The organism is Cupriavidus sp. Agwp_2, from assembly GCF_040784895.1.
Taxonomy (GTDB): Bacteria; Pseudomonadota; Gammaproteobacteria; order Burkholderiales; family Burkholderiaceae; genus Cupriavidus.
Window position 1 is genome coordinate 490,639 of the sequence record NZ_CP088083.1, and the last position, 14,514, is coordinate 505,152.

Genomic DNA, 14,514 nt, shown 5'->3' on the forward strand with positions numbered 1-14,514 from the left:
CGATATAGGAAATCATGATTCCTTTTTCTTTCCGCCAGCTCGAGTACTTTGTCGCCGCCGCCGAGCACGGCAGCATCAGCGCGGCGGCCCGCGCCCGCCATGTGTCGCAGCCGTCGGTGTCGACCGCGATCGCGCAGCTGGAAGACACGCTGGGTGAGCCGCTGTTCCGGCGCCAGGTCAGCCGCGGCCTGTTGCTGACGCCGGCCGGCCAGCGCTTGCTTGGCCGTGCGCGCGATATTCTGGCGCTGGCGGCGGGACTGACCGCCGACGATGCCGGCGAGCGCGGCCTGAGCGGCCAGTTATCGCTGACGTGCTTCCAGGACCTGGGACCGTATTTCGTGCCGCGATTGCTGGCCGGCTTCCGCGCACGGCACCCCGGGGTCTCGGTGACCCTGTTCGAGGCTGACCTCGCCACCGTGCATCGCGCGCTGCAGGCCGGCAAGGCGGAACTGGCGCTGACCTATGACCTGGGCCTGGATGCGCGCACCGAGCGCTGCACGCTCGCGCAACTGCCGCCCTACGCGCTGCTGCCCGCGAGGCACCCGCTGGCGCGGGGCGCGGACGTGAGCCTGGCCGACCTGGCCGGCGAGCGACTGATCCTCGAAGACATTCCGCAGACACGCGAATACTTCCTGTCGTTGTTCTGGGCGCACGGCCTGCAACCGGTGCTGCACCAGTACACGCAGACCTTCGAGATGCAGCGCGGGCTGGTGGCGCACAGCTACGGCGTGGCGTTGTCGTGCACGCGGCCGGCCGGCGATCACAGCTACGACGGCATGCCGATCGCCTGCCTGCCGCTGCGCGAGCCGGTGACGCCGCAGCGCGTGGTGCTGGCGCGCTCGCCGGCCATGCGGGCGTCGCCGCTGGCGCAGGCCTTCATGGCATGGGTGGAGGAGGGTGCTACCGGCGCGGCAGCTGCTTAGCGCGGATAGATCGCGCCCAGCACCCGCGGGCCGGCGGCGCCGGTCACGGTGGGCACGTTGCCAGGCAGGCGCAGTGCGCACTGGCGCGCCAGCCAGGCAAAGGCGATGGCCTCGACCTGCGAGACCGGCACGCCGTAGTCTTCCGAGGTTTCGATGGCCACGCCAGGCAGCGCCTGCGCCAGCCGCGCCATCACGAAGGCGTTGCGGGCGCCACCGCCGCAAACCACGAGGCGTCTTGCATCGCGCGCATGGACGCGCACGTCGCGGGCGATGGCTTCGGCGGTCAGCGCCGCCAGCGTGGCCTGCACGTCGGCGGGGGCAAGGTGCCCGAAAGCCCGCAGTTGGGAGTCGAGCCAGCCGGGGTGGAACAGGTCGCGGCCGGTGCTCTTGGGCGGTGATGCGCTGAAGTAGGGATCGGCGAGGCATCGCGCCAGCAGCGCGTCGTCGACGCGCCCACTGGCCGCCCAGTCGCCATTGCTGTCGAACGGAAACCCGCGATGGCGGTGGATCCAATGGTCGAGCAGGGCATTGCCCGGGCCGCAGTCAAAACCGCTGACGGCGCCGGCGGCAGGCAGGATGCTGATATTGGAGATGCCGCCGATATTGCAGGCGACGCGCGTCTCGGCGTCGCTGCCAAACAGGGCATGGTGCAGCGCCGGCACCAGCGGTGCCCCCTGACCACCCGCGGCGACATCGCGGCTGCGGAAATCCGCGATGACGTCGATGCCGGCCAGCTCGGCGAGCCGGGCCGGATGCTGGCTCTGACGGGTGTAGCCGATGCCGTCGTACTGGCCCGGCCGGTGGCGGATGGTCTGCCCGTGCGCGCCAATGGCGGCGACCGAGGCGGCCGGCACGCCAGCCTCGCGCAGCAACGTCGCCACGCAAGCCGCGTAGACCTCGGCCAGCGCGTTCGCCGCCAGTGCCTCGCGGTGGATCTCGTCTTCGCCCGGCTGCTGCAGGGCGCCGTACGCCGCGCGCAGGGTCTCGGGAAAGGGTTCGCTGGCGGCGGCCAGTACCTCTGGCCGCGTGCCGTTGAAATCGACCAGCACCGCATCGGCACCGTCCATGCTGGTGCCGGACATGATGCCGATATAGCGCTCGCTGCCTGGCACGGGCTGGGTCACGGTCGGCGCGTCAGTTGGAAGCGGTCAGCACGTTGTAGGCACGCAGTGCATTGATGCGGCTGAGCAGCCCGCTGGTGTAGGTCTGGAATTCCTGGCGTGACTTGCCGGTCAGCGGCGGCGATTCCATCAGCGTGATGGTCAGCGGGTTCTGCGGCACGTCGTTGAAGCGGAACTCATAGTGCAGGTGCGGCCCGGTGGCCCAGCCGGTCGAGCCGACGTAGCCGATCAGTTGCCCCTGCCGCACCGGTTGGCCCTGACGCATGCCGGCAAAGCCGGACAAGTGGGCGTAATAGGTCGAGTAGCCGTTGGAATGGCTCAGGATGACGATGTTGCCGTAGCCGTTCTGCTGGCCGACGAATTCGACCACGCCGTCGCCGGTCGCCAGCACCTTGGTGCCGGTCGGTGCGGCGAAGTCCACGCCCTTGTGCTGGGCCCAGTCGTGGTGCAGCGGATGCTCGCGGCCGCCGAAGCCCGACGACACGCGCGAGAATTCCACCGGCGAACGCAGGAACGGCCGCTTCATGCTGCGCCCGTCGAACGTGTAGTAGGCGCCGGTGCCATCCTTGCTGTCTTCGGGCGCGAACCACAGCGCCTGGTGCAGCTGGTTGCGGTTGATCAGTTCGATCGCGATCACGCGGCCGTTGCGCACGAAGGTGCCGTCGCGGAAGCCCGCTTCATAAATGATGCGGAAACGGTCGCCGCTGGCGATATCGTGGTGGAAGTCGATCACGCCGGAGAAGATCGACAGCATCTGCTGCACGACCTCGTCGGGCACGTTGGCCGCGTCCATGGCCTTGAAGAAGCCTGCGCCGGAAATCGCGCCCGAAGCCATCTCGTAGTGCACGTCGTTATCGACGCGCTGGACCTTGGCCTTGTAGCTGGCGGTGCCGCTGTCGGCAGCCGCGCGCACGCGCTCGATCACCAGCTCGCGCGAGGCCGCGGCGTCGCCGCCGAGGTTGGCCTGCAGCGACACCAGCATGTTGCTTTCGTCGATTTCCGCCTGAACTGCCTGGCCCGGGTTCAGGCTGAACAGGCCCCGTGCGGTCGGATTCTTGACGATAAAGGCCTGCGCATCGGGATCGTCCACGCCGAGGCGGCGCAGCAGGCTGCCGATGGTGTCGCCGCGCTGCATGCGCTCTTCGCGCACGTACACGGACTGGCTGTCGGTAAGCAGGTCGAGCTGCTCGCGCACGTCGGGCATGCGCAGGGGCTGCTCGGTGCGCGGGGCGAGCGGATCATCGAAGGCGCTGCGCGGTGCAACGCCCATCGCCGCGGCCATGCCGAGCGTGAAGATTGCGCCCACCGAGGCAGTAAGTTGCTTGCGCCGGCGCGCATGCTGGGGGTTGGTTGGGTCAACAAGAACCACCAGCTCGCGCGCGAAAACTTCGCGGAGTCTTGACCACATCACGTAAAATTCAACCTTGGTCTGAGCACCGCTGCTGCAACGATGTGTCTCGTCTGCCTTCCTCCCCCGAGGTGCGGCGCGTGCTGTTCACTTTATCGGGCCACCTGCATCGGATCGCGACCTCGATTTGGACCGAGTGCCGCGGCAGGTGACTAATGGCGCACAGGAAGCGGTTCCGCTGGCGCCCGGAAAGGCGGATTATACCAAAATCCGCCGCTCGCGGCTGTCGGAATCTTTCCTAAAATTTCATGTATTTCAAAGACTTACGTCATGACTGAAGTTTCCACGGGCCCCGCGGCCAAATTCCCGCTGACGCCGTCGGTGATGCACGCCCTGGAGGTCTCCAGGCGTGGCTGCGACGAACTGCTGATCGAATCCGAATGGGCGCAGAAGCTCGCGCGCAGCGAGGCCACCGGCGTGCCGCTGCGCATCAAACTGGGCCTGGACCCGACCGCGCCCGACATCCATATCGGCCACACCGTGGTGCTGAACAAGCTGCGCCAGCTGCAGGACCTCGGCCACCAGGTGATTTTCCTGATCGGCGATTTCACCTCGACCATCGGCGATCCGTCGGGCCGCAACAGCACGCGCCCGCCGCTGACGCGCGAGCAGATCGAGGCCAACGCGCAAACCTACTACCGCCAGGCCAGCCTGGTGCTCGACCCGGCCCGCACCGAAATCCGCTACAACAGCGAGTGGTGCGACCCGCTGGGCGCGCGCGGCATGATCCAGCTGGCGGCCAAGTACACCGTGGCGCGCATGATGGAACGGGACGACTTCACCAAGCGGTTCCGCTCCGGGATTCCGATCTCGGTGCACGAGTTCCTCTACCCGCTGATGCAGGGCTATGACTCGGTGGCGCTCAAGTCCGACCTGGAGCTGGGCGGCACGGACCAGAAGTTCAATCTGCTGGTCGGCCGCGAACTGCAGAAGGAGTATGGCCAGGAGCCGCAGTGCATCCTGACCATGCCGCTGCTGGTGGGCCTGGACGGCGTCGAGAAGATGTCAAAGTCCAAGGGCAACTACGTCGGCGTGACCGAGGCGCCCAACGACATGTTCGGCAAGCTGATGAGCATCTCGGACGACCTGATGTGGCAGTACTACACGCTGCTGTCGTTCCGCCCGCTTGCCGAGATCGACCTGATGAAGCAGGAAATCGCCGCGGGCCGCAACCCGCGCGACTGCAAGGTGCTGCTGGCGCAGGAGATCGTGGCCCGCTTCCACAGCCAGGCCGATGCCGAGAAGGCGCTGGAAGACTTCAACCACCGCGCGCGCGGCGGCGTGCCCGACGATATCCCCGCCATCAGCCTGGAAGGCGCGCCGCTGGGCATCGCGCAGCTGCTCAAGCAGGCCAACCTGGTACCGTCCACGTCCGAAGCCAACCGCAATATCGACCAGGGCGGCGTCAAGATCGACGGCGCCACGGTCAGCGACAAGGCCACCAAGGTCGCCGCCGGCACCTACGTCGTGCAGGTCGGCAAGCGCCGCTTCGCGCGCGTGACGCTGTCCTGAGGCGGCGGGCATGATCGCTCTGATCCAGCGTGTCGCGCAGGCCCGCGTGACGGTCGAGGGCCGCACCACGGGCGAGATCGGCGCCGGCCTGCTGGCCCTGGTCTGCGCCGAGCGCGGCGATACCGAGGCGCAGGCCGAGCGGCTGCTGGCCAAGATGCTGTCGTACCGGGTGTTTTCGGATGCCGCCGGCAAGATGAACCTGCCGGTGCAGAACATGGACGGCAACGGCAACCCGGGTGGCCTGCTGGTGGTGTCGCAGTTCACACTGGCGGCCGATACCAACAGCGGCACGCGGCCCAGCTTTACGCCGGCGGCGTCGCCGGAGGACGGCAAGCGGTTGTACGAACATTTCGTGGCAAAAGCGCGCACATCGCATCCGCTGGTGCAGACCGGCGAGTTCGGCGCGATGATGCAGGTCAGCCTGGTCAACGACGGGCCGGTCACGTTCTGGCTGCGGGTGCCGCCGGCCTGATCTAGAACGCCAGACAGATCCCAAGCTGTCGCGCCTCGGCGCGGCACCAAGACAGGAGAGACAAATGAAACTCTGGAGCAAGTCCTTTAACGACAACGCGCCGATCCCTGGCGAGTTTGCTTTCTGCGTTCCCGACGCGGCCAGCCACGTTGCCTTGTCGACCAATCGCAACCCCGACCTGCACTGGGAAGACGCGCCCGCCGAGACGCGCTCGTTCGTGCTGATCTGCCATGACCGCGACGTGCCCAGCAAGGGCGACGACGTCAACCAGGAAGGCCGCGAAGTGCCGGCGTCGCTGCCGCGCGTGGATTTCTTCCACTGGGTGCTGGTCGACATTCCGCCGGGCCTGAGCTCGATCGCCGCCGCCTCGCACAGCGACGGCGTGATCGCGCGCGGCAAGCCGGGCCCCGAGGCCACCGGCGGCACCGCCACCGCGGGCGGCCTGCGCCACGGCATCAACGACTACACCGGCTGGTTCGCCAGCGATGCCGACATGAAGGGCGACTACTACGGCTATGACGGCCCGTGCCCGCCGTGGAACGACACGCTGATGCACCACTACGTGTTTACGCTGTATGCGCTGGACATCGACCGCTTGCCGCTGGATGGCACCTTCACCGGCGCGCAGGTGCGCGACGCGATCCAGGGCCATGTGCTGGCGCAGGCCAGCCTGACCGGCACCTACACGCTCAATCCCAAGCTGGCGAAGTAAGCGGCTTCTAGGAAACCGAAGGAATCGGCATGTCGCTAAGCCCCGGGCTGCAATCGCTGGCCTTTACCCACCTGATCGTAATCCGCCATGGCGAAACGGCCTGGAACCGGGAGCGCCGGCTGCAAGGCCAGCTCGATATTCCGCTGAACGATACCGGCCGCGCCCAGGCGCGCGCGCTGGCCGCCGCGCTGGCCGGCGAGCCGATCGACGCGGTGTATTCGAGCGACCTGTCGCGGGCCATGGAAACCGCGGCGCCGCTGGCCGAGGCGCTGGGGCTGCAGATACGCCCCGATGCGCGCCTGCGCGAACGCAGCTACGGCACGCTGCAGGGCAAGACCTACGCCGAAGTGGCCGAAGACTTGCCCGAGGAGTTTGCACGCTGGCAGGCGCGCGTGCCGGACTACGCGCCGCCCGAGGGCGAATCGCTGCTGGGTTTCCATGAGCGCACCGTCGACGCCGTGCTGGCGCTGTCGCGCCGCCACCCCGGCGAGCGCATCGCGCTGGTCGCGCACGGCGGCGTGCTCGACTGCCTGTACCGCGAGGCCACCGGCATGACGCTGGAAGCGCCGCGCCAGCATGAGCTGCTAAATGCCAGTGTCAACCGGCTGCGCAGCGACAGTTCCCACCTGATGCTGGCGGCGTGGGGGGATGTGAGCCATCTGGAAAACCTGGCGCTGGACGAGGTGGACCGGCGGGTGCCTTGAAGCTCTGGATGTCCTTCTCCCGCCCGGCGGGAGTGGGCCTCAGACCCGCACGCGGAACGGCGTGAAGTCGGTATGCCGGTCGAAGTAGTCCTCGTTCTCCGCCCGTTTCAGGAAACCCACCACCTTGTACGTCACCGGCGTCATCGCGACTTCCCAGCCGGTCTTCAGCACATACTGCGCCACCGCCACCTGGAGAACTTTCTCCAGCGGCCAGATGCCGTAGAAGGCAATCACGTAAAACAGCGACGAATCCACCAGCTCGCCTGCCAGCGTCGAGCCGATCGTGCGCGTCCATAGCCACCGCCCCCCGGTCCACAGCTTCATCTTCGCCAGCACATAGCTGTTGGTGAAACTGCCGCAGCAGAACGCGATCAGCGATCCGAGCGCGATGCGCCAGGTGTTGCCGAACACGTCCTGCAGGCTCTTCTGGTAGTCCGCCATGAACGGCGCGACCGGCATGTTCAGTACCACCAGGCTCATGAAGGTGGCGAACGCCAGCGCGGCGAAACCGGCCCAGACCACGCGCCGGTCACGGCCATAGCCGTAGACCTCGGTCAGCACGTCGCCAAAAATGTACGAAATCGGGAAGAACAGCACGCCGGCGCCGAAGGTCACCGTGCCGATCACGGGCAGCGTCACCTGTGCCGCCTTGGCAGCACCGATCAGGTTCGAACACAGCAGCACGGTAACGAACGCCGCCATGACGAAGTCATAGTAGCGGTAGACGCGGCCCGGTTGGGTCGTGCTGGCGGGGACGGCGGACATGGGGGCTCCCGGTCGGTGGCGCTGGCGCGCGGTATTTTGGGCGCGATTATGCCAGCGGCGCCGCAATCGGGTGCCACGCTGTCCTGCAAAAGAAATTCCCGGCGAAAGCCGGGAATTGGGTTCTGAAGGCCCCCGCCGGGGGAGCAGCTGTGTCAGATATCCAGTTTGCTGATCTTGGAGCCGTTCACCGAGACGTCGAACATCAGGCCGGCGTTGGTCTGCACGAAGGCGATCACCGGCTGCTGGCTGGTCAGGGTGTCGAGCCTGCCGTCCGCGCCGACCTTGGCCACCGCCACGTTCGCATCCGCGCCGGCCGTCCAGCCCTTGCTGGACACGAACTTGTTGTAGGCCTCCGGCGTCATGAACATGATGATGACGGACTTGGACTGCCCGCCGGCGGTCAGCCCGACCGAGGCCTGCGTCGTGCTGTAGTAGCCGACCGTCGCACCCTTCGATCGCAGCGCCCCCTCGCCGTATTCGCCGCCTACCAGGAAGCCGGCTGCGATGACACGTGGGAACACCAGGACCCCTTGCGCGCGCTGCGCCAGGTCGCGTGCGCCGGCGTTGGCGGAGAACAGCCGGTTCAGCGCGCCGTCCACCCCGGCATCGATTTCCTGCTTCTTGGCGACCGGATCCTTCGAGGCGCTGGTACCGGTGGTGGTACAGCCTGCCGCCATTGCGGTGGCGACGAGCAGGCCCGAGCCGGCAACCCGGGTAACAAAGTGGCGACGATTCATAGGTAACCTCCTGGTGGGGAAAAGTACCGCGCCCGGCACGGCGGCTTAGTTGGCGGCGGCCGCCGCTGGGGCCTTGACCGTAATGGCCACGACTTCGCGGTAGACAAGCTTGGCCATCTGTCCGCGCTTGATCTGGTTCAGGTCGATGGCGGGATCCTCGACCTTGACGGTACGCAGCGTTTCACGCGGTCCGCGGAACGTGACCAGGCGCTTGGCCGGATCGACCTTGGTGATTTCCGCGGTCACCGTGGTGGTGATCTCGCGCATGATGCCCGGCTTGCCGCCCTCGGCGGCACGGGAGGTGCGATCGACCTGTTCGGCCATGGCCGTGGCCTTGCTGTCCAGCGGTTCCAGCGATGCCACCAGAGCCGCGCCGCGCGTCACGGTAACGATGTCGCCCTTGCGGATCTGGCCGAAGTTCTTCGCCTCGTCGCCCGCGACCAGTTCGACCACATTGCCACGCGGGCCTTGCACCAGCACAGCCTTGGAAGTGGGATCGATATCAATGATCTTGCCGCTGATCACGGCTTCCTCGGCGACGCCAACGGGGCCCTGCGCGCGCTGGGCGTTGGCGTTCCCGGCAGACAGCAACAAGATGGCGGCACTGGCCAGGCTGGCGGCGAGCAGGGACGAGGTGGAACGGCGCTGGGGACGGCTCATGGCATTCCTTGCAGGGTCGGAAACCGGTTCACAATGGCGCCGCAACCGTGGCAGGCGGCCCTTGGGGCCTCCCTGCGGGGGCGGTCATCGGCGGGCACCAGGCAGGTGCCGATGAAGCCATTGTGGACAAACGGGCATGGGCCAGCAATCCACTTCGAAAAAATTTGGTGGGCGAGATTAAAACGTTTAATTGGCTGATGCCGGCCCCGCCGGCGGCATCCCTGCGCCGCGCCTTACTGCCCGTCGAGCAACTCGCCGCCGCCGCCAGATTGCGGTGCCGCCAGCCCGAAATGCCGGTAGGCCGCCGCAGTGGCCACGCGCCCGCGTGGCGTGCGCTGCAGGTAGCCCTGCTGGATCAGGTAGGGTTCGAGCACGTCCTCGATGGTGTCGCGCTCCTCGCCGATGGCCGCGGCCAGGTTGTCCACGCCCACCGGGCCGCCGCCGAACTTGTGCAGCACCGCTTCCAGCAGCTTGCGGTCCATCAGGTCGAAGCCGACACGGTCCACGTCGAGCATGGCCAGCGCGGCATCGGCCATCTCGCGCGTGATGGTGCCGTCGCCTTTGACCTCGGCATAGTCGCGCACGCGGCGCAGCAGCCGGTTGGCGATACGCGGCGTGCCGCGGGCGCGCCGCGCGATCTCCAGCGCGCCCCGCGGGTCGATGCTGGCGTGCAGCAACTGGGCCGATCGCGTGACGATGCGCGCCAGTTCCTCGGCATTGTAGAACTCCAGCCGCGCCACGATGCCGAAGCGGTCGCGCAGCGGGTTGGTCAGCATGCCGGCGCGCGTGGTGGCGCCCACCAGCGTGAACGGCTGCAGGTCGAGCTTGACCGAGCGGGCAGCGGGGCCCTCGCCAATCATGATGTCGATCTGGTAGTCCTCGAGCGCCGGATACAGGATCTCCTCGACGACCGGCGAGAGCCGGTGGATTTCGTCGATGAAGAGCACGTCGTTGGCTTCCAGGTTGGTCAGCAGCGCCGCCAGGTCGCCGGGGCGCTCCAGCACCGGCCCCGAGGTCTGGCGCAGGCCCACCCCCATCTCGCGCGCGATGATATGGGCCAGCGTGGTCTTGCCCAGCCCCGGCGGGCCGAACAGCAGCACGTGGTCGAGCGCCTCGCGCCGCTTGCGCGCCGCCTGCATGAAGATATCGAGCTGCCCACGCACCTTTTCCTGGCCGACGTACTCGTCCAGCAGCTTGGGCCGCAATGCCCGCTCGAACGCCTCCTCCTGCGACGAGGCGGGGGTGGCGGAGATCACGCGGGCGGGGGCGGAAAGCTTGTCGGTCTCGATCATGGCGCTAATGGGGCATGCCCCGGAGGAAACCCCGCCATTCTACGCTTCAGCCCTTGGACAAGGCCTTGAGCGCCAGCTTGATGCCTTCGGACACGCCGGTGCCGGCCGGCACCTGCTTGATCGCCGCGGCGGCTTCCTTCTCCGAGTACCCGAGCGCGAGCAGCGCGTTGAGCACATCGACGGCGTTGTCGGGCACCGCCGCGGCGCCGGGCGCGTGGCCCAGCTCCGCGCCGAGCTTGCCCTTGAGCTCGAGCAGCAGCCGTTCGGCGGTCTTCTTGCCAATGCCCGGCACGCGCGTCAGCCGGCCCGCTTCCTGCAGCGTGATCGCCTGGGCCAGCTCGGACACCGACATGCCCGACAGTACCGCGAGCGCCATGCGCGCGCCGATGCCGCTGATCTTGATCAGTTCGCGGAAGGTATTGCGCTCGGCCGCCGTGCCGAAGCCATAGAGCAGGTGCGCGTCCTCGCGCACGATCAGCTGGGTCAGCAGCGTGACCGGCTGGCTCACCGCCGGCAGGTTATAGAAGGTGCTCATCGGAACGTCGACCTCATAGCCAACGCCGTGGCAGTCGACCAGCAGGTGCGGGGGATTCTTCTCGATGAGGGTGCCGGCGATGCGTCCGATCATGGTGTGGTATGTCAGGTAGGGGATGAGGCGGCCGCAAGTGTACCCCGCGGCCGTCCCGTGGCTTCAGCGGGTTGGCGTATCGACCGCGCGGCGCCCCAGCGCCGGGTCGTCGGTGAAGAAGCCATCGACGCCCGCGGCGATAAAGGCTTCCAGCTCGCGCACCATGCCCGACGGGCTGCGCGTAGCCTCGTCGCCGCCGGTCTGCAGTGGCTTGGGCAGGAAACTGTTCTCTGGGCGGAAGGTGTAGGGATGGACGAACAGGCCGGCGGCATGGGCCTGGCGGACGACCGCGGTCGGCGTGGCCAGCGCGCCCTGGGCATCGCGCGGCACCACACTGCTCTTCTCGGGCCCGATGCCGTCGGCATAGGTCGCGACTTCGCGCAGGCCGGTCGCATTCAGCATGTCGCCGAAGGTACGGTTGTCGCCGGCAAGCTTCCAGTCGGCGGGGCCCTTGCGCGGGTTGCCGACCAGCTGGACCAATTTGACGTTGGGCTGCGCGTGGCCGAACGTGCGCCGCAGCGCGCGCAGGCTTCCTGCCTCAAAGCACTGGATGTACAGCGGTGCCCGGCTCAGGTAAGGCTGGGCACGCACGGCGGCGGCGAGCTTGTCTTCCAGTGGCAGGCCGATGCCGCGAAAGTAGCTCGGATGCTTGAGTTCGGCGTAGATGCCGATGGGTTTGCCGGTGCGCAGCGAAGCCTGCTCGGCCAGCCGCACGATCTCGTCCAGGGTAGGCACCTCAAACTGGTCGTTCAGGCGCGCATTGGCCGGGCGCAGGCGCGGGATGCGTTCGCGCGCGCGCAATGTCTTGAGTTCGGCCAGCGTGAAGTCCTCGGTGAACCAGCCGGTGAGGCGCTCGCCGTCGATGACCTTGGTGCGCTTGCGGTCGGCAAACTCCGCCACGTCGGCGACATTGGTGGTGCCGGTGATGTCGTTCTCGTGGCGGGCCACCAGCACGCCATCGCGGGTCATGACGAGATCCGGCTCGATCGCATCGGCGCCGTCCTCGATCGCCTTGGTATAGGCGGCCAGCGTGTGCTCGGGCCGCAGTGCGCTGGCGCCGCGGTGGGCGATAACCAGCGCCTTGGGTTTTTCGGCGGTGGGGGGCTGCGGCGCGCCTGGTGCCGGGGTCGTGGCCGGCGCCGGTGCTGGCGGTGCAGGTGGCTTGGGCCGGGGCGCGGTGACACAGCCGGCGACCAGCATGGCGCAGGCCGCGGCCGTGGTGACGGGGAACCGCCAGCGCCGCAAGGCAAGCATTACGGGGCGGGCGAGGACATCAGTCTGGCTTGGCATTCAGTATTCCTGCGGGAAGACGAATGCCAGATTGTAAGAGACACGGGGCGCAGGACCCGCGTGAGATGAGGGGCAGGCTTAGCCGACCAGGCGGCCGCGCCGCACGCGCATGCCCTTGCGCACCAGTTCGGGGGCCATGCCTGCGAGCGTGCCAAGCGTATCGCCGCCATTGGCATGGCAGATTGCGACGCCCAGCGCGTCGGCCGCGTCGCTGCCGGGCTGGCCGGGGAGCATCAGCAGGCGGGTCACCATTTCCTGGACCTGGGCCTTGTTGGCCCGCCCGTAGCCGACTACTGCCACCTTCAGTTGCAGCGCGGTGTATTCGAATACCGGCAGGCCGTAGCCGACCAGCCCGCAGATCGCGGCGCCGCGGGCCTGGCCGAGCAGCAGCGTCGATTGCGGGTTGACGTTGACGAAGACCTTTTCGATCGCGGCGCAGTCGGGGGCATAGGTGCGAGATACCTCGCTGATGCCGTCGTAGAGCGTCTTCAGCCGTTGCGGCAGGCTTTCATTGCCGTTGCTCTTGATCGTGCCCGAGGCGATGTAGGCAAGCTTGTTGCCTTGCTTCTCGATCACGCCAAAGCCGGTGGTGCGCAGGCCGGGGTCGATGCCTAGGATTCGCATATTGGGTTGAATTGGTTGGGTCTTGGCGCTGTTGTCGCATGTCACCAACAGCGACAAGCCCCAGCCGTCAAACAAAACCCTTAATGCCGGAAATGCCGCGTCCCAGTCAGCACCATGGCAATCCCCCGCTCATCAGCAGCAGCAATCACCTCATCATCCCGCACCGACCCGCCCGGCTGAATCACGCAGGTAGCGCCAGCGTCCACAACCACATCCAGCCCGTCACGGAACGGGAAGAACGCATCCGACGCCACAGCGGAGCCAGCCAGCGTCAGCCCGGCATTCTGCGCCTTGATGCTGGCGATGCGAGCCGAATCCACACGGCTCATCTGCCCGGCACCGACACCCAGCGTCATACCGCCACCGCAGAAGACGATCGCATTGGACTTCACGAACTTCGCCACCCGCCAGGCAAACATCAGATCATCCATCTCCTTCGGCGTCGGATGACGGCGCGTCACCACGCGCAGTTCCGAAGGCTGAACGTTCTTGGCATCCGGGCCCTGCACCAGCAGACCGCCGCCAACACGCTTGAAGTCAAACTGGTTGATGCCCTTGCCCAGCGGAATCTCCAGCAGACGCACGTTCTGCTTGGCCGCGAACACCGCACGCGCAGCAGCGCTGAACGACGGCGCGATCAGCACTTCAACGAACTGCCTGGCCACGGCCTGCGCGGCGGCTTCGTCCAGCTCCACGTTGAAAGCGATGATGCCGCCGAAGGCCGAGGTCGAATCGGTCTTGAACGCCTTCTCATATGCTTCCAGCGCGTTGGCGCCCAGCGCCACGCCGCACGGATTGGCGTGCTTGATGATCACGCAGGCAGCGCCGTTGGCCGCGTCGAACGACTTGACGCATTCCCACGCCGCATCGGCGTCGGCGATGTTGTTGTACGACAGCTCCTTGCCCTGCAGCTGCACGTAGTTGGCCAGCGCGCCATCCACGGCCTTCAGGTCGCGATAGAAGGCGGCCGACTGGTGCGGGTTCTCGCCGTAGCGCATTTCCTGCACCTTGTCGAAGGCCAGGTTCAGCGTCTGCGGGTAGGCGCTGCGGCCCTGATGCGACTTGTCGGCGCCGAGGCTGGTCAGGTAGTTGGTGATGGCGCCGTCGTACTGCGCGGTGTGCGCGAACACCTTGGTCGCCAGGCGGAAGTTGGTGTCGTAGCCGACGCTGTTGCCGTTGGCGCGCATTTCGTCGAGTACCACGGCGTAGTCGGCCGGGTCGACGATCACGGTCACGTCGCGGTGGTTCTTGGCCGCCGAGCGCAGCATGGTCGGACCGCCGATATCGATGTTCTCGATCGCGTCAGGCAGCGTGCAGTCATCCTTGGCCACGGTCTGCTGGAACGGATACAGGTTCACCACCAGCAGGTCGATCGTGGGGATATTGTGCTCGGCCAGCGCGGCCATGTGCTCGGGCAGGTCGCGGCGCGCCAGGATGCCGCCATGGACCTTCGGGTGCAGCGTCTTGACGCGGCCGTCGAGCATTTCCGGGAAGCCGGTGTAGTCGGCCACCTCCGTCACGGGCAGGCCGCTGTCGGCCAGCAGCTTGGCGGTGCCGCCGGTGGAAAGCAGCGTCACGCCGAGCGCGTTCAGTTCGCGCGCGAATTCGACGATGCCGGTCTTGTCGGATACGGAAAGGAGGGCTTGCTTGATCATGGCTGTGGGAG

General features: G+C 67.2%; 15 protein-coding genes. 5 read left to right on the top strand and 10 right to left on the bottom strand.

Annotation, left to right across the window (positions count from 1 at the left end; genetic code table 11):
- Nucleotides 1–14 precede the first annotated feature (14 nt).
- On the top strand, nt 15–923 hold the full coding sequence (locus LPA45_RS02300) for a LysR family transcriptional regulator (RefSeq protein WP_116317116.1): 909 nt from the start codon (nt 15–17) through the stop codon (nt 921–923).
- Here the strand turns inward: LPA45_RS02300 and LPA45_RS02305 are convergent.
- Together LPA45_RS02305 and LPA45_RS02310 are read right to left on the bottom strand one after the other, a co-directional pair.
- On the bottom strand, nt 920–2,005 hold the full coding sequence (locus tag LPA45_RS02305) for an anhydro-N-acetylmuramic acid kinase (protein WP_233527971.1): 1,086 nt from the start codon (nt 2,003–2,005) through the stop codon (nt 920–922). The genes LPA45_RS02300 and LPA45_RS02305 overlap by 4 nt on opposite strands.
- Before the next feature lie 52 nt (nt 2,006–2,057).
- Complete coding sequence (locus tag LPA45_RS02310; protein WP_367394874.1) at nt 2,058–3,452, bottom strand: M23 family metallopeptidase; 1,395 nt, start codon at nt 3,450–3,452, stop codon at nt 2,058–2,060.
- Between the two features lie 270 nt (nt 3,453–3,722).
- Here LPA45_RS02310 and tyrS point away from each other — a divergent pair, with 270 nt between their 5' ends.
- The 4 genes from tyrS to LPA45_RS02330 all read left to right on the top strand — a co-directional run bounded on the left by tyrS (nt 3,723) and on the right by LPA45_RS02330 (nt 6,852).
- Nucleotides 3,723–4,964: a tyrosine--tRNA ligase gene (tyrS, locus tag LPA45_RS02315; RefSeq protein ID WP_116317119.1), complete on the top strand. Its 1,242-nt coding sequence runs from the start codon at nt 3,723–3,725 to the stop codon at nt 4,962–4,964.
- 10 nt (nt 4,965–4,974) lie between these two features.
- Nucleotides 4,975–5,436, top strand: coding sequence for a D-aminoacyl-tRNA deacylase (gene dtd, locus LPA45_RS02320; protein ID WP_116317120.1), 462 nt, complete (start codon nt 4,975–4,977; stop codon nt 5,434–5,436).
- 64 nt (nt 5,437–5,500) lie between these two features.
- Nucleotides 5,501–6,148, top strand: a complete 648-nt coding sequence (locus tag LPA45_RS02325; protein WP_116317121.1) for a YbhB/YbcL family Raf kinase inhibitor-like protein — start codon at nt 5,501–5,503, stop codon at nt 6,146–6,148.
- Nucleotides 6,149–6,177: 29 nt separating this feature from the next.
- Complete coding sequence (locus LPA45_RS02330) at nt 6,178–6,852, top strand: histidine phosphatase family protein (protein ID WP_116317122.1); 675 nt, start codon at nt 6,178–6,180, stop codon at nt 6,850–6,852.
- Nucleotides 6,853–6,891: 39 nt separating this feature from the next.
- On the opposite strand, the gene LPA45_RS02335 is transcribed toward LPA45_RS02330, so the two are convergent.
- The 8 genes from LPA45_RS02335 to purH form a co-directional block, all read right to left on the bottom strand.
- A complete protein-coding gene (locus tag LPA45_RS02335; RefSeq protein WP_367394875.1) occupies nt 6,892–7,617 on the bottom strand; it encodes a queuosine precursor transporter in 726 nt (241 codons plus the stop codon).
- A gap of 152 nt (nt 7,618–7,769) precedes the next feature.
- Nucleotides 7,770–8,354: a YSC84-related protein gene (locus LPA45_RS02340; RefSeq protein ID WP_116317124.1), complete on the bottom strand. Its 585-nt coding sequence runs from the start codon at nt 8,352–8,354 to the stop codon at nt 7,770–7,772.
- A 45-nt stretch (nt 8,355–8,399) separates the two neighbouring features.
- Complete coding sequence (locus tag LPA45_RS02345; protein WP_116317125.1) at nt 8,400–9,014, bottom strand: hypothetical protein; 615 nt, start codon at nt 9,012–9,014, stop codon at nt 8,400–8,402.
- Nucleotides 9,015–9,247: 233 nt separating this feature from the next.
- Nucleotides 9,248–10,306, bottom strand: coding sequence for a Holliday junction branch migration DNA helicase RuvB (gene ruvB / locus LPA45_RS02350; protein WP_116317126.1), 1,059 nt, complete (start codon nt 10,304–10,306; stop codon nt 9,248–9,250).
- A gap of 46 nt (nt 10,307–10,352) precedes the next feature.
- Nucleotides 10,353–10,934 (bottom strand): Holliday junction branch migration protein RuvA, encoded by a 582-nt coding sequence (ruvA, locus tag LPA45_RS02355; protein WP_116317127.1) that lies wholly within the window; start codon nt 10,932–10,934, stop codon nt 10,353–10,355.
- 63 nt (nt 10,935–10,997) lie between these two features.
- Nucleotides 10,998–12,224 carry a glycerophosphodiester phosphodiesterase gene (locus tag LPA45_RS02360; RefSeq protein ID WP_199414495.1) on the bottom strand — a complete coding sequence of 409 codons (1,227 nt, stop codon included), beginning with the start codon at nt 12,222–12,224 and terminating at the stop codon, nt 10,998–11,000.
- Between the two features lie 78 nt (nt 12,225–12,302).
- Nucleotides 12,303–12,848, bottom strand: coding sequence for a crossover junction endodeoxyribonuclease RuvC (ruvC, locus tag LPA45_RS02365; protein ID WP_116317129.1), 546 nt, complete (start codon nt 12,846–12,848; stop codon nt 12,303–12,305).
- An 80-nt stretch (nt 12,849–12,928) separates the two neighbouring features.
- Nucleotides 12,929–14,503 carry a bifunctional phosphoribosylaminoimidazolecarboxamide formyltransferase/IMP cyclohydrolase gene (gene purH, locus LPA45_RS02370; RefSeq protein ID WP_116317130.1) on the bottom strand — a complete coding sequence of 525 codons (1,575 nt, stop codon included), beginning with the start codon at nt 14,501–14,503 and terminating at the stop codon, nt 12,929–12,931.
- Nucleotides 14,504–14,514: the final 11 nt, after the last annotated feature.